Below are 18,228 nucleotides of genomic sequence, written 5' to 3'. Positions count from 1 at the left end.
GATCGAGAGCCGAGCATCAGGCCGACGCCCCGCTCCCCCCTGTCCCGCCCCTGCCCCGCCCCCGCAGGACCCGTCAGCTCTCCGAGAGTTCCTTGAACAGACGCTGGACGGCCCGGGATTCGTCGGCGTAGCGGCCGGCCAGGGTGGTCCTGCCGCGCTCGGTGAAGGTGAGTACCCACTGGCCGGCGGCCTTGCGGAGGCGGTAGTACTCGGTCGCCTGGACGCCGGGCTCGTGCAGGCCGTCGATGCGGTAGGAGTCGTCGGGGACTCCGGCCCGGCGGAGTTCGGCGCGGGCGGTGGCGCGGTCCGTGACGGTGACGGGACGGGCGGCCAGGGCGGAGGGACGGGGAGCGGCGTGACGGGGAGCGGCGGGGCCGCCGAGGGTTATCTCCTCAAGCGACTTGCTGTTCAGCAGGTCCGCGACTTTGGTCTCCCCGCCGAGCTTGACCTGCGTTCCGCCACCGGCTTGACCGAACCACGCCGCTATGCGGCCCTGCTGCACGGTGAACTCCTTGTTCACCCGGTAGCGGTGGTAATTGCACTCGACATCGTTCGGGTACGTGTGCAGGTTGGACGGGGGTATGGACCGCGCCTGATAGAGGTCGGGATTCTGGTTCGCGACAGGTGACAGGAAACTGCCCTTCGGAGATCCGAAGCGGTCCAGAATCGTCCCCGGCTTCAGGGTCACCGTGCGGGGAATTCCGTCGAATCCATCATTCCCGGGATACGCCCAATCCCAGTTGTCCTTCTTCCACTTGGCGAAGAATTCCTTGGCCGTCGTGGCTCCCTTGATGCGGTCGTAGCCCTTGACCAGCGGGGCCACCGGCCCGGTGCCCGGCAACTGCTTCGGGCCCAGGTCCCAGTTCCCGGACAGGTAGGGGTCCAGGCACTGCGTGGGCGCCGTCGTCTGCTGCCGCCCCGGTGCCGCCTGGGCCGTGCCCGTCGGAGCCGCGCCACCGAGCAGTGCGCCGCATACGGCCGTCGCCAGGACGGTGGAAACCCTCATTGGTCCTCCTCAACAACCGAGGCCCCACTGGCCCCGGCATCAATGCCGGGAACCTAACAACCTGTTGAACGGCGGAGGGAGGTTTCACGCCAGTGACGACCAGTGACGATCCAACTGTCCGGGTCGGCTTCCCGGCAGACGGCGGCCGTACGCGGTAACCGGAAGACGGCGGCCGTGGGCGGCGACCTTACGCGGTCACCGGCCGGTGCGTTCCGCTATGCCTTCCGCACCGCGTTCACCAGTCCGGCGATGAGGTGCGCCCGCTCGGCCATGGCTTCGATCACCACGTACTCGTGGTCGGCGTGGGCACCGCCGCCGACCGCTCCGAGCCCGTCGAGCGTCGGCACCCCCAGCGCGGCCGTGAAGTTCCCGTCGCTCCCGCCGCCGACCGCCCTGCCTTCCAGGCCGGGAAGCAGTCGCCGTGCCTCCGCGAAGAGTTCGGCCGACGCCGACTCGGGCATCGGGGGCCGGCTGACGGCTCCCTGAACCGCGATCTCCGCCCCGTCGAGATGCGGAGCCAGCGCGGCGAACGCGGACTCGATGCGTTGCTGCTCGTCGGCCGACTCGACCCGGACGTCGACGATGACGGTGGCCTCCGCGGGCACGACGTTGTCCAGGGTTCCCGCGGCCGCGACGGTCGGGGTCACCGTGGTGCCGATATCGGGCCGGCCGAGCGCCGCGATATCCAGTACCTGGTGTGCCGCTTCGATCAGGGCGTTGACCCCGGCCGCGGGCTCGAGACCGGCGTGCGACGCCCGGCCCGCGACGGAAACCCGGAACGTGCCACAGCCCTTACGGCCGGTCTTCACCGCTCCGCCGTCGGCAGCGCCCTCGACCACCAGCACGGCACCGCAGGCAAGGGCTCGTTCCTCGAGGAGCGCGCGCGAGGAGCGGGAGCCGACCTCTTCGTCGGCGGTCACCAGGATCTCCACGCCCGACCGGTCATCGAGCGTCGCCAGGCCATGGACGGCCTGCACCAGACCGCCGAGCATGTCGAAGACCCCGGGCCCGGTCGCATGCCCGTCCTCGGCCCTGAACGGACGGCGCGCAAGGGTGCCGAGCGGGAACACCGTGTCATGGTGGCCGAGGATCAGTACGCGGGGATCGCCACCGGCTGACCAGTGGACGTGCGGGCCGCCCTCACTCTCCATGAGGACGGCCCGCCCGCCGAGCCGGTTCTCGATGACCGCGGCGACAGCACGGGCCGACGCCGTCAAGGCATCGAGATCGCGCGAAGGAGACTCGACCTCGACGAGCGTCCTGAGGTCCTCGAGCATCGCGTCGACACTCACATCGACCGCATCGACCACATCGGCGGTCTTGCGCATCGTCACGGCCTTGTCCTCGTCATCCTCGCGCGTCGTCACGGCGCAAGAGTACGTGGAACGCCATGCCGCGCAGCGAAGCGGCCCGGCCCGCCCCCACGTCCGTCCCCCGGCGAGGAGGCGGGCCGGACTCGGCTCAGCCGAGGTACTCCTCGATCACGTCCGCACCGCGGGCGACTCCGCCGCTCTCCCTGACGACCTTGCGCATCCGGTCGAGGTTGGTGCGTACCGTGGCGTCGTCGGTGACGCGGGCGACCGCGGCACGCAGCGACTCGGCGGTCACCGTCGCCGTGTCCAGTTGCTCGCCGAGCCCCAGCGTCTGCACCTGGCCGGCGTTGGCGGCCTGTTCGGGCATCTGCGGGACGGTGACCAGAGCGACCCCGTAATACAGCGCCTCCATCGTGGAGTTCATGCCGGCGTGAGAGACGAAGGCGTCGGCATGGCGCAGTACGGCGGGCTGCGGGAACCGCGGCCGGACATCGAAGTTGGGTGGTATCTCGCCCAGATCGGCGAGGTCCACATCGCCCACGGTCATGGCCACCTGATACGGCCCGTCGCGGAAGGCCTCGAGGCAGTCGCGGTAGAACTCCGGCCGGTCGTTGAAGACCGTTCCCAGCGAGATGTACAGCACGGGTGCTTCGGGGTCGGCGGGCGACCAGGACTCCGCGTGCTCCCGGCTGCCCAAAGAGGGGCCGACGAAGTGGAAGCTGTCGTCGAAGGTGTCCCCCGCTATCTGGAACTCCCTTGGTATGAACACGAGGTTGAGTTTCTCGGTCATATCCATGAGGGTCGACGGGGCGAGCTCGACACCGTTTTCGGCGGAGAACTCCGCACAGGCGTCGGCGAGCGTGTCGGTCAGGAGATTCTCATCGCTCTCGTCGCTCATGAAGGCTGCGAACAGCGAATACTCTTCGTTCGAGGCGAGGTTGGGGACACACCGGACGGCGGGTATGTCCAGTTGCTGGGCGACGACCCGGGCCGACCAGTTCATGGTGTCGTAGACGATGGCGTCCGGCGACTCCTCGACGCAGTACTCGTACAGCGTCGGGTGTACCTGACGGGTGGCGTCGAACATGAGGCGCATGAAGTCGGCGAGGTCCGCGGAGCTGAATTCGCGTGGTGGTGACGTCCGCGCCATCGTGTCCGGGAGCTCCAGCTCCACCCAGCGCGCGCCGGCTCCGATGACCGCTTCGGAGTGTTCCGCGCTGGTGGCGTAGTCCACTCGGTGGCCTCGCCGGACGAGTTCCTCGACCAGCGGCAGTGTCGGGTTGACGTGTCCGTGGCCGGCAAGTGCCACGAATAACAGGTGTTTCGACATATCGCACATCCTACCGAGCCGGGGTTTTCACCCGAGAGGCGCCCGCCGTCAGATGGCGCGCCAGCCGGACCAGCGGGTCACCGCGACCTCCACCACGGGTCCGTCCGGTGGACGGGCGGCGTACTGCTGCCGGTACTTCTCCACCAGCAGATCCACGTAGCGCGCGGACACCGGTGACCGGTCGGCCGGCGGCAGCACGCCGGCCGTGCCGTCGCCGCGCGCCCACCACAGGCGGTCCCAGTCCTCGGCGTAGTCGTCGACGAGGAGGCAAACCCCGGGGTGGGCAAGGATGTTGGCCAGCCTCTTCAGCTGATGCGACCGTTTCGGCTTGTGGTCCACGGCGAAGACCACGGTGTCCCCGGTGAGGGCGAACACCACGGGGACCAGGTGCGGGTGACCGGTGGCGTCCGTGGTCGCGAGGCGGGCGATCCGGGCCCGGGCGAAGCGCTCCCGGGCCTGCCCGCTCGTCATCCTCGGCACAACGGCTCCTCCGCTCCCCCGCTCCTCCGCGCGGCTACTCGAACCGTGCGGTGTCACCCGCGCCGCGGCGTACGATCTCGGCTTCGCCGCCGGAGAAGTCGATGACCGTGGTCGGATCGGTGCCGCAGTCGCCCGAGTCGAGTACGGCGTCCACGACGTGGTCGAGCCGCTCCTTGATCTCCCAGCCCTGCGTCAGCGGCTCGTCCTCGTCGGGCAGGAGCAGGGTGCTGGACAGGAGCGGCTCATCGAGCTCGGCGAGCAGGGCCTGGGCGACGACATGGTCCGGGATCCGGACTCCCACCGTCTTCTTCTTCGCATGCAGCAACTTGCGCGGCACCTCCTTCGTGGCGGGGAGGATGAAGGTGTAGCTGCCGGGCGTCGCCGCCTTGACCGCGCGGAACACATCGTTGTCGATGTGCACGAACTGTCCCAGCTGGGCGAAGTTCTGGCACACGAGGGTGAAGTGATGACGGTCGTCGAGGTTCCGGATCGACCGGATCCGCTCGATGCCCTCGCGGCTGCCCAGCCGGCATCCCAGTGCGAAACAGGAGTCCGTCGGATACGCCACGAGCGCGCCGGAGCGGATGCTGTCGGCCACCGTGCTGATGGTGCGCCGCTGAGGATTTTCCGGGTGAACGTCGAAGTACTTCGCCATCCGCCGAGTCTAGGGGCTGTCTCTCCGATCTCCGTGGACCGGAGACCGGAAACCGGAGAGACAGGCTCCGGCCGGTCAGCGCAGCGGCACCGTCAGCTCGGCCGGGTCGGCCGCGGTGGAGCCGAACGACACGCTGCTCCCCTTCGGGGTACGGCCTCCGTACATCGGGTCCTTGGTGTCCACGACCAGCGCCAGCCGGTGCCCGGCGGGCAGATCGTACGCGGTGGTGAAGAGCGAGACGTCGAGCGGGAAGGCGCGGCCGGGCTGCTTGCCGGTCCAGCTCTGCGGGGCGTGCGAGATCAGCTTCCCCACCCCCAGGGAGTTCACGTCGTAGAGGTAGGCGAACGCGGTGCCCTGGGGTGCGGATGCCGTGACGGTGGTGTGCAGCCGTGCGGCGCCGCGGATGTGCTGCGCGTCGGCATACCGCTCCGACTGCCAGACCGCCGCGGACTTACGGGGCAGCAGGGGGACGAGTACGGTCGGCGGCAGGCCGATGAGCTGGTCGAGCCCCCCGGCCAGTTCGGCCACACCGCCGTCCGCGCCGGAATTCGTCCCGCCGGCGACCTGCTTCCGCCAGTCGGTCGCGGCCGTTCCGCCGAGCGCACCGGTGCCCCAGGAGTCCGGGCCGCCCAGACGCAGGTGAGCGGTACGGGAACTGACCGAGCGCCAGTCCGGGTAGCTCTCCAGCGTGCGGCTCGGCCGGACGTCCAGCTGCACGGGCTTCTCCGCACCTGCCGTGCCGGCTGTGCCGGCCGCCCCCTTGCCGCGGCCGACGCCCTTGAGGTGGCGGTCGAGCCAGCGGTGGGCACCCGCCCAGACGGGGTTGTCCAGCCCCAGAAAGCCGGTCAGCTCCTGGGTGGCATGGTCTCCGGGGCGCAGCTCGAACCGCTTGGGCACGGTCAGCCGCTGGTAGAAGGATGTCATCTGGCTGGGGTTGAAGATGCTGTCGCCCCAGTTGTTGGACATGTAGACGGCCGTACCGTGGGCGTTGATCCGGTCCACGTAGGTGGCCGGCGACCTGGTGCGTGCCCATGCGACGACGTCGGGGATGTCGCGGTCGGCGAAGAGGTCCTCCAGTGCCCGCTTGAACTCCGGGCTCTTGCGGCCGGTGGGTGTCTGGACGAGGTCGAGCAGGGCGGCCGCCTGGACGTGCCGGGTCTGCCCGCTGTAGAGCGCGTCGACCAGGTCTCCCCAGCCGCTCAGCGAGGCGACCGCCTTGATCCGGGGGTCGAAGGCGGCGCCCAGCAGGGTGAGGCCGCCGCCCAGGGAGAGCCCGATCATGCCGATGCGCTGCCGGTCGGCCGGGGTGTGGGCGAGCGCCCAGTCGATCACCGCGGAGATGTCCGACACGTCCTTGGACCCGGCGACGTCGACCTCGCCCCCGGAGAGCCAGAATCCGCGCACGGTGTAGGTCACGGCGATATAGCCGTCGGCGGCCAGCCGCTTGCCCTGGGCTATGTACTCCAGGTCGTTCTGCCCCCAGCTGGCCGGCTGCACGATCAGGGGGTAGCGGCCATTGCGATCGGCGCCGGGCGTGCCGGGCGCGGGGGTGAAGACATTCGCCTTGAGGACGGTGCCGTCCTTCATGGTGATGTCGGCCAGGCGGAACGAGGACGCGGTGTGCGCGGCCGCGGCGGAGGTGTGGGTGGCAGCAGAGGTGACCGCGGATCCGGGGTGGGCGGCCGCTGACGCGGGTGGGGTGATGAGGGTGCCGCTGAGGGCAAGTGCCGTGACAAGAACGGCAGTTGTCGTCCGGCGCCGGCCGTGCTGACGGCCGGCGATACGGCGGGGTCGCGCCATCGATGCTCCATCGGGATCTGACCGCGGTGCCACAGCGGCACTCGTCTCGTGCGGTGGTTGGGAGCGTACGGGCGCACCTTCGACCCTGGTGAGAGCATGATCAGCCAAAAATTACCCGCGGGTACGACATCCTCCCTCTCGAGCCGGACCCCGGACCGGTCGCCCCCCAACTCAGGCCGCCCGGCCCGGAGTCCGGACCGTTCAGCCCTGGATTTCGATATGGCGCGGCTTGGCGACCTGCGCCTTGGGGATCGTCACCGTGAGGACCCCGTCGTTGAGCGCCGCGGTGACCTCCTCGGCCCTCACATCCGTGGGCAGCAGGGCCCGGTACTCGAATCGCCCGGTGGGACGGCCGCGGCGGCGCAGCACGCCTTCTCGTTCGCATGCCTTGAGCTCTCCCGAGATGCACAGATCGTGCTCGCCGACCTGGACGTCGATGTCTTCGCGCCGCATGCCGGGCAGATCGCACTCGACGTGGTACGCCTCGTCCGTCTCGTGGATGTCGGCCGGCGGGGCCCAGGACGTCGCCCCGGTCAAGGACGGCATGAAGGACGGTGTGATCGAAGCCGACTCCATGAACCGGTTCATCCGGTCGAACAGGTTCTCGAACTCGGCCGCCATCGACTCGGGCCAGGGGAACCCTCGCTCCAGCGGACTACCGGACCGGTGTCGTATGGGCAGCGTCATCACGCTTCACCTCCCCGTACGGGCAGCAGAACGGTTCTGCTCCTTCCATGCTGGCCAGCGTCGGCCCACGCGGCGACCCGGCGGCGGAAGAGGGTGGGCACCTCGGATGCCCGCCCCTGCGGCCGGCCCTCCACCCGCCCTGCCATCCACTTCCTCAGCTGCGGAAACGTGCCGTGTGCGCGGATCCCCGTCGCCGATTTGCCCCGGCCCGGGGGCGGTGTGCGACAGTGAGCCGTCCGCGCAGCCGGGCGTGCGCCCCCCGTGCGCAGCCGCTGCCGGGCCCTTCTTCCTTCACATCCCTCACACCGCCGGTTCCGGTCGCACGTCCCGCGCGCCCGGGCGTCCTGTCCCCCACCCCCTACGTCCTTGCGCAGAGAGCCATGCAGGCAACGACTCCAGTTCCCCGGACCGCCGACCTGTTCCATCAGGGCCTGGAACGGCAGACAGGTTCCGCCCTGCTGCGCTTCGGGGCCGCGCGGCACCGCCCGACGGGCCGGATCAGCTGGTCCGGCGACGGCGCCGTCGCCTGGCTCGACCAGCCCCGCGGGCATGTGTGGAGCGTCGGCACACCCGCCGCCACCGCCGGCCTCATCCTCCGGGCCGCACACCAACTCCCGGATGATGTACGAGAGTTCACCGCACCGCGCGGCACCGACACCCTGGTCGGCCGCCATCTGGCCGTGACGGACGTCGTGGAGTGGGTCTTCCGCTGGACGCTGGAGGAACCGCCCGTCCACCAGGCGGAGGAGCGTGTCGTCGGGCTCGGCGAGGCCAGCCACGGTGAGCTGCTCTCCTTCCTCGAACAGCACAGCCCGGCCCACTCCACCGGCCCCGGATCCTCCGACGTCAGCCTCTGGGCCGGCATCCGGGACACGGACGGCCGGCTGGTGGCCTGCGGTGCCCTGAGCAGCCTGCGGGACAGCGGCGCGCCGCTGATGGCGTCCGTGGCGACGGACGCCGACCAGCGCGGGCAGGGTCTCGGCGCGGCGCTGACCTCCTGGCTCACCCGGTACGCGGTACGCCGCCATGGGTTCTGCACCCTGTGGCAGCTCGCCGACAACACCCCCGCCGAACGGCTCTACACGCGCCTCGGATACCGCAACGAGGATCCTTGCGTGGCCGCGCGCGTCAGCGCCTGCCCGGTCGGCATCTGACGGCCCCCACCCGCATCTGACGGCCCCCGGCCGCTGCCCTGCGCGGCACCCCCCGGCGGTGGATTCACCCGGCCGGACCATGCGGCGCGCGGTCTGCCCGGCGGCGGGATACCTCTGAACGGAGGGCAGCACGGGCTGCCCCGGCGCAAAGGAGGATTCTGATGCGAAATCGCTTGATGCAGCGCGCCGCGATGGGCACCGCCGCCGTTCTTCTGGCCGGCGGCGGTGTCCTGGCCGGAGCCGGGACCGCCTCGGCCGCTCCCGGGACCGCCGCGGCCGCTCCCGCCGAGCACCGGCCGACGCCCGGACATTCATCGGTGTCGGCGTCGGTGAAGGTCAGCGGCGGCAACAACGGCGGCCACCGCCGCGGTCACCACGGCCATCACGGGCACCGCGGTCATCACCAGGGAAAGCACCGGGGCGGTCTCGGCATCCTCCGCCTGGTCTTCTCGCTGCTCCACTTGCTCTACTGATCACGATCCACCAGCCACCTCGCCCTGGCGACCGGCGGAGAGACTCTCCGACCGGTCGCCAGGCGGTTGTGCGGGCGCCCCGTGCACACCGGCGGGCGGTGACGTTTCGTAGCCAAACAATCGCGGGATATTTGCCGTGAATGAGGACATCTTGACAGGTGTCCAGGCACGGCCTATCCAGTTGATGTAGCCGGCTTGGTCTCCATATCAGCAGGTGAGAGGGCCTGCGGGTGGAGGCCGGGAGAGCGGTGACGAGGAGAAGACCATGGCACGAGCAGTCGGCATCGACCTCGGAACGACGAATTCGGTGGTCAGTGTCCTGGAGGGCGGTGAGCCCACCGTCATCACCAATGCCGAGGGTGCCCGGACCACCCCCTCGGTGGTCGGCTTCGCCAAGAGCGGCGAGGTACTGGTCGGCGAGATCGCGAAGCGGCAGGCCGTGACGAACGTCGATCGCACCGTGCGCTCGGTCAAGCGGCACATGGGGGACCCCGCGTGGCGCTTCCCGGAGACCGGCGACATCGACGGCAAGCGGTACACCGCGCAGGAGATCTCCGCGCGGGTGCTGCAGAAGCTCAAGCGGGACGCCGAGGACTATCTGGGTGAGGACGTGACGGATGCCGTCGTCACCGTTCCGGCGTACTTCAACGACTCCCAGCGCACCGCGACCAAGGAGGCCGGTGAGATCGCGGGGCTGAAGGTCCTGCGGATCGTCAACGAGCCGACCGCCGCGGCGCTGGCGTACGGACTCGACAAGGAGAACGACCAGACGATCCTCGTCTTCGACCTCGGCGGCGGCACCTTCGACGTCTCCCTGCTGGAGATCGGCGAGGGCGTGGTCGAGGTGAAGGCCACCAACGGCGACACCCACCTGGGCGGGGACGACTGGGACCAGCGGATCGTCGATCACCTGACCAGGCAGTTCAAGAACGCGTACGGGATCGACCTGTCCCAGGACAAGATGGCCACCCAGCGGCTGCGGGAGGCCGCCGAGAAGGCGAAGATCGAGCTGTCGGCCGCCACCGAGACCTCGATCAACCTGCCGTACCTGAGCGCCTCGGCCGAGGGGCCGCTGCACCTGGACGAGAAGCTCACCCGGTCCCAGTTCGAGCAGATGACCGCCGACCTGCTGGAACGGTGCAAGACGCCCTTCCACAACGCGGTCGACGACGCGGGGATCAAGGTCGCCGACATCAACCATGTGATCCTGGTCGGCGGCTCGACCCGGATGCCGGCGGTGACCCACCTGGTCAAGGAGCTGACCGGGAAGGACCCGCACAAGGGCGTCAACCCGGACGAGGTCGTCGCCATCGGCGCCACCCTCCAGGCCGGTGTCCTCAAGGGCGAGGTCAAGGACGTCCTCCTGCTGGACGTCACCCCGCTGTCCCTCGGCATCGAGACCAAGGGCGGCATCATGACCAAGCTGATCGAGCGGAACACGACCATCCCGACCAAGCGCTCGGAGATCTTCACCACCGCCGAGGACAACCAGCCGTCCGTGCAGATCCAGGTCTTCCAGGGTGAGCGGGAGATCGCGGCGTACAACAAGAAGCTCGGGATGTTCCAGCTGACCGGTCTGCCGCCGGCACCCCGCGGTGTCCCGCAGATCGAGGTCTCCTTCGACATCGACGCCAACGGCATCATGCACGTCACGGCCAAGGACCTGGGCACGGGCAAGGAGCAGAAGATGACCGTCACCGGCGGCTCCTCGCTCCCCAAGGACGACATCGACCAGATGGTCCGCGACGCCGAGCGCCACGCCGAGGAGGACCGCCGCAGGCGGGAGTCCGCGGAGACCCGCAACCAGGGCGAGCAGCTCGTCTACCAGACCGAGAAGTTCCTCAAGGACAACGAGGACAAGGTCCCCGGCGACATCAGAACCGAGGTCGAGACCGCGGTCGGTGAGCTGAAGGAGAAGCTCAAGGCCACGTCCCCCGACGGCGACAACACCGCCGAGATCCGCACCGCCAGCGAGAAGCTCGCGGCCGTCTCCCAGAAGCTCGGCCAGGCCATGTACGCCGACACCCAGGCCGCGCAGACCGCCGGTGGCGGCGGCGAGGGCGGCCCGTCCGGTGCGCAGGCCAAGGCCGAGGACGATGTGGTGGACGCCGAAATCGTCGACGACGACAAGCAGGAAGGGAGCGGACGATGAACCGCCCGACCGATGTCGGCGGCCTCCCCCGCCCTCCGCTGGCGCTCGTCGGGCACCGGCCGGAGGACGGCCCCGGCCCGCACCGCCCGCGCGGCGCCGCCCCCGGAGAGGCGGCGGGACGGCACACCGGCGCCCCCTCAGGCGCCCACCCCGGCGCCCCCTCCGGCACTCGCCCCGGCCGCACCTCCTCCCCCTCCGCCGGCGCTCCCACGAGGGCCGGGGACGCCATACGGCCGGGATCCGACGAGGCGGCGCGGCTGACGGCCGCCCTCCGCGAGCGCACCGCCGACCTCCAGCGGCTGAAGGCCGAGTTCGACAACTACCGCAGGCGGGTCCACCGCGACCGGCTGGCGGTCGGCCAGATCGCCGTGGTCAACGTGCTGGAGCGGTTGCTGCCGGTGCTCGACGCGATCGACGAGGCGGCCGGACACGACGAGGTGACCGGTGGCTTCCGGCGCGTCGCGCTGCTGCTGGAAGCCCAGTTGACGTCGCTGGGCCTGCAGTCCGTCGGCACCGTGGGCGAGGCCTTCGACCCGAACGTCCACGAGGCGATGACCTACACCCCCGTGGAGCGGGCCGGGCGCGCCGCCTGCACCGAAGTCCTCCGCCAGGGCTACCGGGTGGGTGACCGGCTGCTGCGGCCGGCCCAGGTGGCCGTCACGGGTGAGCCGCAGGCGACGGGAGCCTGACGAGACGGGAACCGGGGGCGGCGAGGGAGCTCCGCCGGCGAGGGCACCGATGCGCCGAGAGGTCCGAGGGGACCGAGGGGACCACCGATGGCGGTCAGCGGTCGCGGGGGCACTGCGGATGAAACAGGATGAAATATCCGGTCAGAGGAGGTCCGTCAGTGTCCGCTCCGCACACCCCGTCCCGGGCGCCCGCAGCCGTCGTGCTGCCGGAACGCGGCCCCGGCCCGGTGAAGATCACCCTGTCGGTCAACGGCGACGAGCGTACGTTCCACGCCGAACCGCGGGTCAGCCTGCTGGACGCGCTGCGCGAACGGCTGGCCCTGACAGGGTCGAAGAAGGGCTGCGACCAGGGCACCTGCGGCGCCTGCACGGTGTGGGTGGACGACCGGCGGGTGCTCGCCTGTCTCACCCTGGCGATCGCCTGCGAGGGGCACGAGGTGACCACCGTCGAGGGCCTGGCCGAGGGCGGGGAACTGCACGCCATGCAGAGCGCCTTCATCGAGCAGGACGCCTTCCAGTGCGGCTTCTGCACCCCCGGCCAGATCATGTCCGCGGTGGCGCTGCTCAAAGAGGGACACGCCTCCGACGATGCCGAGATCGGGGAGTGGATGAGCGGCAACATCTGCCGCTGCGCCGCCTATCCCCACATCCGGGCCGCCATCCGCACCGTTCGCGACGGGAGCCGATAGGCCGGCGGACCCGACCCGAGGACCAGACCTAAGGAGCCCTTGTGCGGCCCATCAGTTACTCCCGCGCCACCGCCGTCGCCGACGCGGTCGCCGCCGTAGCCGCGGACCCCACCAGCGACTTCCTGGCCGGGGGCACCACGGAAATCGACCTGCTGCGGCAGAACGTGCTGCTGCCGCGCCGGCTCGTGGACATCAACGACCTGCCCCTCACCGAGATCGAGGACCGGCCGGACGGCGGCCTGTACATCGGCGCGCTGGCGCGGATGAGCGAGGTGGCCGAGGCCCCCGCCGTACGGGAGCGGTACCCGATGATCGCCGAGGCACTGGAGCTCGGCGCCTCCGCGCAGCTCCGCCATATGGCCAGCATGGGCGGCAACATGATGCAGCGGGTGCGCTGCGGTTACTTCCGCGACGCGACGTCACCGTGCAACAAACGGGACCCGGGCAGCGGCTGCGCCGCCCTCGACGGCTTCCACCGCGGCCACGCCGTCCTCGGCGTCAGCGATCACTGCATCGCCACCCACCCGTCGGACGTCGCGGTCCCGCTGACGGCCCTGGGGGCCCGTATCCACACCGAGGGCCCCCGTGGCCGGAGGGTGTACGCGATCGACGAGTTCTTCCTGCTGCCCGGGACCACACCACACCTGGAACACCCGCTGGAGCATGGTGAGTTGGTGGTGGGGATCGAGGTTCCGGGCATGCCCGCGGCACGCACATCCCGGTATCTGAAGGTCCGGGACCGCGAGTCGTACGAGTTCGCGCTGGCCTCCGTCGCGGGCATGCTGGCCATGGCGGACGGGGTCATCAGCGATGTACGGCTCGCGCTGGGCGGGGTGGCCACCAGGCCCTGGCGCGCCCACCGCGCGGAGGAGGTGCTGCGCGGGGCGTCCCCCGACGCCGAGACCTTCCGGCGGGCGGCCGATGAGGAGCTCGCCGCCGCCCGCACCACACCGCTCAACGCCTTCAAGGCCGAACTGGCCCGGCGGACCATGGTCCGCGTCCTGGAGACGCTCACCCGCACGGAGAGCCGGTCATGACCACTGCCCTCGCGATCGGACAACCCACCGACCGGGTCGACGGCCGCCACAAGGTCACCGGCGGCGCGCACTACTCCGCGGATCTGCTGCTCACCGGCATGGTGTACGCCGTGCTGGTCGGCGCCCGCGTCCCGAGCGGCCGGGTCACCGGTATCGACTCCTCCGAGGCGCTGCAGGCCGACGGGGTGCTCACCGTCCTCACCCACGAGAACCTGCCCAAGATCGCGGAACAGCCCCCGCTGATCCCCTCCCTCGCCGGGATGCCCGCCCCGGGGCAGACCTTCTTCCCGTTCCAGGACGAGGTCGTGCACTACACGGGACAGCCCGTCGCCATGGTGGTCGCGGACACCTGGGAACGCGCCCAGCACGCGGCCGCGCTGGTCCGCGTCGCGTACGAGGAGACGCCGTCGGTCACCACGCTCGACCAGGCACGGGAGGACGCCTACGAGCCCGAGGCGGTCTTCGCGGGCTTCGTCCCCGGCCGGAGCACCCGCGGGGACGTCGAGGCGGGGCTGGCGAAGGCCGATGTCCGCATCGACGCCACGTTCACCTACGCCGCGAACAACCACAACCCGATCGAGCCCTCGGCCACCACCGCGGCCTGGGACGGTGACCAGCTCACCCTCCACGACGCCACCCAGGGGGTGGCGGCCACCCAGCTCACCGTGGCGGCGCTGCTCGGCCTGACGCCCTCGAAGGTCCGTGTCGTCTCGCACTACGTGGGCGGCAGCTTCGGCTGCAAGGCCATGATCTGGGCGCATCCGGCGCTGGCCGCACTCGCCGCCCGCCAGGTCGGACGCCCCGTCAAGCTCAGCCTCACCCGTGAGCAGATGTTCACCTCGGTCGGCCACCGGGAGGAGCAGGAGCAGCGCCTGACGCTGGGCGCGGACAAGGAGGGCCGCCTCACCGCGCTCCGGCACCACAAGCTCTCGCCCACCTCGCACTTCGACGACTGGGCGGAGCCCTCCCTCGGTGTCGCCTCCCAGTTCTACGCCTGCGACAACTACGAGGGCGTCTACCGGCTGATCCGCGCGAACACGATGACGCCCACCTTCATGCGGGCCCCCGGCGAGGCCTCCGGCATGTTCGCGCTGGAGAGCACCATGGACGACCTCGCCCATGAACTGGGCATCGACCCCATCGAACTGCGCCTGCGCAACTACACCGACACCGATCCCACCACCGGCAACCCCTGGTCCAGCACCGGGCTCAAGGAGTGCTACGAGCGCGGCGCCGAGCGCTTCGGCTGGCACCGGCGCGACCCCGAGCCACGGTCGCACCGCGACGGCCACCTGCTCATCGGCTACGGCATGGCGGGCGCCGGCTACCCCGTCTACGGCCCGAGCAACCCGCAGCGGGCCCGGGCCCGGCTCTACTCCGACGGCACGGCCGTGGTGCAGGCCGCGACCCCCGACTTCGGCACCGGCGTCGCCACGGTGATGACGCAGGTCGCCGCCGACGCCCTCGGGCTCCCCGTCGAACGGTGCCGCTTCGAGGGCGGTGACACCATGCTGCCCACCATCGCCGCGGCGGTCGGCTCCTCGGGAGCGGGCATGATCAGCGCGGCCGTGCACACCGCGGCCACCGCTCTGCGCCGTCAGCTCGTCGCCCAGGCCGTCGCGGACACCCAGTCGCCGCTGCACGGCGCCGACCCCGACGGCATCACCGTCCGGAACGGCCGGATGATACTGCGGGACGCGCCCGATACCGGGGAGACCTACGGCGAGCTGCTGCACCGGAACTTCCTGCCCGACGCCGAAGCGGTCGGCGCCTGGTCACCGTCTCCCGAGAGCACCCGCTACGGGATGATGACGTTCGGCGCGCAGTTCGCCGAGGTGGCCGTCGACCCCGACCTCGGCCTGGCCCGGGTCCGCCGGATGGTCGGCGCCTTCGCCCCCGGCCGGGTCCTCAACCCCAAGACGGCCCGCAGTCAGTTGATGGGCGGGATGCTCTGGGGGCTGGGCCAGGCCCTGCTGGAGGCCAACTCCATGGATCCGCGCCGCGGCCGCTGGGTGGCCTCCAGCCTGGGCGACTACCTCGTACCGGTGAACGCCGACGCGCCCGAGGTGGAGGTCGAACTCGTCGATGTGACGGACGAGATCGTCAACCCGCTCGGGGTCAAGGGCGTCGGCGAGGTCGGCCTGGTCGGCGCCGCCGCGGCCATCGCCAACGCCATCCACCACGCCACCGGGCGCCGGGTCCGCAAGCTGCCGATCACCCTTGAGGACCTGCTCTGAACAGACAGGACCGTCCAGGTGATTCCGGCTGAGCTCCGAGCGAGCGGGTGTAGCACCCGGCGGCGGCAGGAATGATCTCCGATAATCGGATAGCAGCTCCCACCAGATACCAGGGGAACACCCCTTTCCCCGGCCCTCCTCCGGGCGCTCCCCCGGGCCCCGTCCTCCGGGCCCGGGCCTCCTTCACCGGCACACCCCCACCAGAGGTAGAGGTTCTGAGTTGACGTACACACACGTATCCACGCCTCGCACCGCCGTCGTCGCGGGTGCCGGGGCGGTGGCTCTGCTCACTGCCGTACTCGCCGTGCCGAGCGCCGATGCCGCCGCCGGCCAGCCCCCTGATCCGCCCTCGGCCACCATGGCCGCACTGCGCGCCGAGGAGATCCGCTCCAGTCTCGGCGGCGAGGAGGCGGGCTCCTTCTACGACGCCGAGAACCGCAAGCTCGTGGTGAACGTGACCAGTGAGGCCGCCGCCGCCAAGGTCCGTGCGGCGGGCGCTCAGGCGAGGATCGTCAAGTACTCCCTCGCCTCGCTGGACGCCGCCCGGGCGACCCTCAAGGAGCAGGCGGGGATCCCGGGGACGTCCTGGGCGATGGACCCCAGGATCAACAAGGTGGTCGTCGTCGCCGACCCCACGGTCAAGGGCAAGCACCTGGACCGGCTCAGGACGGCCGCCGCGTCACTGGGTGAACGAGCCACCCTCACCCATTCGCCGTACGAACTCCGGCCGGTGATCGCCGGTGGCGACGCCATCTGGGGCAGCCAGGCGCGCTGCTCACTCGGCTTCAACGTCGTCAAGGACGGCCAGCCGTACGTCCTGACGGCCGGGCACTGCGCCAAGGCGGTGCAGCGCTGGTCCGAGCAGATGGGAGGTTCCGAGATCGCCGTGACGGAGCACCACAAGTTCCCCGGTTCCGACTTCGGGCTCGCGAAGTACACCGCGGCCGATGTGGTGCACCCCAGCGCGGTGAATCTCTACAGCAGCGGCCACAGCAAGAGCAGCGGCGGCGGCAACGGCAGCGGCAACCAGCAGCCCATCTCCAAGGCGGCCGACCCGATCGTGGGCCAGAAGGTGCAGCGCAGCGGCAGCACCACCCACGTCCGTGGCGGTGAGGTCACCGCGCTCAACGTGACCGCCAACTACCAGGAGGGGGCGGTCGAGGGCCTGATCCAGACCACCGTCTGCGCGGAGCCCGGAGACAGCGGCGGACCGCTCTTCGACGGTGACACCGCGCTCGGTCTCACCTCGGGCGGCCGGGGCACCTGCTCCCAGAAGGGCGAAACCTTCTACCAGCCGGTGCGCGCGGCCCTGGAGAAGACCGGAGCCAAGCTGGGCTGACGTACGCCTGAGGCACGCCCGAGACACGCCTGAGGCATGCCGTCCTCACCGCTGCCCGCGCGCCACGGCCAGGTCGGTGAGCAGGGCCCGTCCCGGAGCGACCGCCGGCCAGGCGTCCTGCTGGGCGAGTACGGCGATCGCGCAGGTCGGGAACTTCTCCCGGGTGCGTTCGAGGGCGTCGCTGAGCGCCTCGTGGGCGAGCAGGAGGACGAGGTCCTGGACCGCGGGGTTGTGCCCTACCAGCAGCAAGGTGCCCACGTCGGGCGGGGTTTCGCGGACGACGGCGAGCAGGGCGGCCGGGTCGGCGCCGTAGAGGCAGGGTTCATGGCGGACAGCGGGCCGGGCCGGGAGCTGCGCGGCGGCGAGTTCCCAGGTCTGCCGGGCGCGTGCGGCGGTGGAGCAGACGACGAGGTCCGGGACACAGTCGGCGGTCCGCAGCCAGCGCCCGGCGGCCGGGGCGTCGCGCAGCCCGCGTCGGGCGAGGGGCCGGTCGTGGTCCGCCACCTCCGGTGGCCAGGCGGATTTCGCGTGTCTCAGGACGACCAGCCGGCGCATTGTCTCCACGGGGGCCGCCTCCCTCCATCGTCACCGGGCGAGCGTCTCACTTCCCAGCCTCACACCCAAGGGTGGCCGTCCGCACCCACCGCGCCGGGTGGGGCGGGATCCCGTGGGCGCGGGGCGTTCCGGCCCTGCGGAATAATGCCGCCATGCGGATTTCGGCCAGAGCTGACTACGCGGTGCGGGCCGCACTGCAACTCGCTGGTGTCCAGGACGGGGAACCGCCGCTCAAGGCGGAGACCATCGCCCGTGCCCAGGACATTCCGCACAAGTTCCTGGAGAGCATCCTCAACGATATGCGCCGGGGCGGGCTGGTTCTCAGCCAGCGCGGCGGCAACGGCGGCTACCGGCTGGCCAAGGCCCCGGAGGCGATCAGCATCGCCGACGTCATCCGTGTCGTGGACGGCCCGCTGGTGTCCGTACGCGGCGTGCGCCCGCCGGAACTGTCGTACACCGGCCCCGCCGAGTCGCTGCTCCCGCTGTGGGTGGCGCTGCGGGCCAACGTCCGCCAGATCCTCGACGGGGTGTCCCTGGCCGATGTCGCCACGGCCGAACTGCCCGGCCGGGTCTCCGCACTGGCTGAGGACCCGGCCGCCTGGACGAATCCGTAGTCAGCACCCCGCGGCCGC

General features: G+C 70.8%; 17 protein-coding genes. 9 read left to right on the top strand and 8 right to left on the bottom strand.

Annotation, left to right across the window (positions count from 1 at the left end):
• Positions 1 to 73 precede the first annotated feature (73 nt).
• From ACFY12_RS09845 to ACFY12_RS09815, 7 genes are all read right to left on the bottom strand, one after another.
• Entirely contained in the window at positions 74 to 1,006 is a 933-nt protein-coding gene (locus ACFY12_RS09845; RefSeq protein WP_390715253.1) for a TNT domain-containing protein, read from the bottom strand.
• A 215-nt stretch (positions 1,007 to 1,221) separates the two neighbouring features.
• On the bottom strand, positions 1,222 to 2,334 hold the full coding sequence (locus tag ACFY12_RS09840; RefSeq protein WP_390715692.1) for a M20 family metallopeptidase: 1,113 nt from the start codon (positions 2,332 to 2,334) through the stop codon (positions 1,222 to 1,224).
• 133 nt (positions 2,335 to 2,467) lie between these two features.
• Entirely contained in the window at positions 2,468 to 3,649 is a 1,182-nt protein-coding gene (locus tag ACFY12_RS09835) for a macrolide family glycosyltransferase (RefSeq protein ID WP_390715252.1), read from the bottom strand.
• A gap of 48 nt (positions 3,650 to 3,697) precedes the next feature.
• The gene (locus ACFY12_RS09830; RefSeq protein ID WP_390715251.1) at positions 3,698 to 4,129 is read right to left on the bottom strand and encodes a TIGR03668 family PPOX class F420-dependent oxidoreductase; all 432 of its coding nucleotides are present in this window, start codon (positions 4,127 to 4,129) and stop codon (positions 3,698 to 3,700) included.
• Between the two features lie 34 nt (positions 4,130 to 4,163).
• A complete protein-coding gene (locus ACFY12_RS09825) occupies positions 4,164 to 4,784 on the bottom strand; it encodes an L-threonylcarbamoyladenylate synthase (protein ID WP_390715250.1) in 621 nt (206 codons plus the stop codon).
• A gap of 75 nt (positions 4,785 to 4,859) precedes the next feature.
• Positions 4,860 to 6,584: a CocE/NonD family hydrolase gene (locus ACFY12_RS09820; protein WP_390715249.1), complete on the bottom strand. Its 1,725-nt coding sequence runs from the start codon at positions 6,582 to 6,584 to the stop codon at positions 4,860 to 4,862.
• A 201-nt stretch (positions 6,585 to 6,785) separates the two neighbouring features.
• Positions 6,786 to 7,271, bottom strand: a complete 486-nt coding sequence (locus tag ACFY12_RS09815) for an Hsp20/alpha crystallin family protein (RefSeq protein ID WP_390715248.1) — start codon at positions 7,269 to 7,271, stop codon at positions 6,786 to 6,788.
• Between the two features lie 380 nt (positions 7,272 to 7,651).
• Between ACFY12_RS09815 and ACFY12_RS09810 the strand changes: the two genes are divergently transcribed.
• From ACFY12_RS09810 to ACFY12_RS09775, 8 genes are all read left to right on the top strand, one after another.
• On the top strand, positions 7,652 to 8,425 hold the full coding sequence (locus ACFY12_RS09810; RefSeq protein WP_390715247.1) for a GNAT family N-acetyltransferase: 774 nt from the start codon (positions 7,652 to 7,654) through the stop codon (positions 8,423 to 8,425).
• 161 nt (positions 8,426 to 8,586) lie between these two features.
• Positions 8,587 to 8,898 (top strand): hypothetical protein, encoded by a 312-nt coding sequence (locus ACFY12_RS09805; RefSeq protein ID WP_390715246.1) that lies wholly within the window; start codon positions 8,587 to 8,589, stop codon positions 8,896 to 8,898.
• A 265-nt stretch (positions 8,899 to 9,163) separates the two neighbouring features.
• The gene (dnaK, locus tag ACFY12_RS09800; protein WP_390715245.1) at positions 9,164 to 11,050 is read left to right on the top strand and encodes a molecular chaperone DnaK; all 1,887 of its coding nucleotides are present in this window, start codon (positions 9,164 to 9,166) and stop codon (positions 11,048 to 11,050) included.
• On the top strand, positions 11,047 to 11,739 hold the full coding sequence (gene grpE / locus ACFY12_RS09795; RefSeq protein ID WP_390715244.1) for a nucleotide exchange factor GrpE: 693 nt from the start codon (positions 11,047 to 11,049) through the stop codon (positions 11,737 to 11,739). The genes dnaK and grpE overlap by 4 nt, the downstream gene beginning before the upstream one ends.
• A 158-nt stretch (positions 11,740 to 11,897) precedes the next feature.
• Entirely contained in the window at positions 11,898 to 12,428 is a 531-nt protein-coding gene (locus tag ACFY12_RS09790) for a (2Fe-2S)-binding protein (protein ID WP_390715243.1), read from the top strand.
• Between the two features lie 41 nt (positions 12,429 to 12,469).
• Positions 12,470 to 13,465 (top strand): FAD binding domain-containing protein, encoded by a 996-nt coding sequence (locus ACFY12_RS09785; protein WP_390715242.1) that lies wholly within the window; start codon positions 12,470 to 12,472, stop codon positions 13,463 to 13,465.
• Positions 13,462 to 15,702: a xanthine dehydrogenase family protein molybdopterin-binding subunit gene (locus ACFY12_RS09780; protein WP_390715241.1), complete on the top strand. Its 2,241-nt coding sequence runs from the start codon at positions 13,462 to 13,464 to the stop codon at positions 15,700 to 15,702. Before ACFY12_RS09785 ends, ACFY12_RS09780 begins: the two co-directional genes overlap by 4 nt.
• A gap of 220 nt (positions 15,703 to 15,922) precedes the next feature.
• On the top strand, positions 15,923 to 17,041 hold the full coding sequence (locus ACFY12_RS09775) for a S1 family peptidase (protein ID WP_390715240.1): 1,119 nt from the start codon (positions 15,923 to 15,925) through the stop codon (positions 17,039 to 17,041).
• 45 nt (positions 17,042 to 17,086) lie between these two features.
• On the opposite strand, the gene ACFY12_RS09770 is transcribed toward ACFY12_RS09775, so the two are convergent.
• Positions 17,087 to 17,596 (bottom strand): SixA phosphatase family protein, encoded by a 510-nt coding sequence (locus tag ACFY12_RS09770; RefSeq protein ID WP_390715691.1) that lies wholly within the window; start codon positions 17,594 to 17,596, stop codon positions 17,087 to 17,089.
• Between the two features lie 152 nt (positions 17,597 to 17,748).
• On the opposite strand from ACFY12_RS09770, the gene ACFY12_RS09765 reads away from it, so the two are divergent.
• Positions 17,749 to 18,210 carry an RrF2 family transcriptional regulator gene (locus tag ACFY12_RS09765; RefSeq protein WP_390715239.1) on the top strand — a complete coding sequence of 154 codons (462 nt, stop codon included), beginning with the start codon at positions 17,749 to 17,751 and terminating at the stop codon, positions 18,208 to 18,210.
• Positions 18,211 to 18,228 lie beyond the last annotated feature (18 nt).

It is taken from the genome of Streptomyces sp. NPDC001339, from assembly GCF_042895955.1.
Lineage (GTDB): Bacteria > Actinomycetota > Actinomycetes > Streptomycetales > Streptomycetaceae > Streptomyces.
Note: the sequence above shows the minus strand (reverse complement) of the source record. Positions and strands in the feature narration are given on the sequence as shown.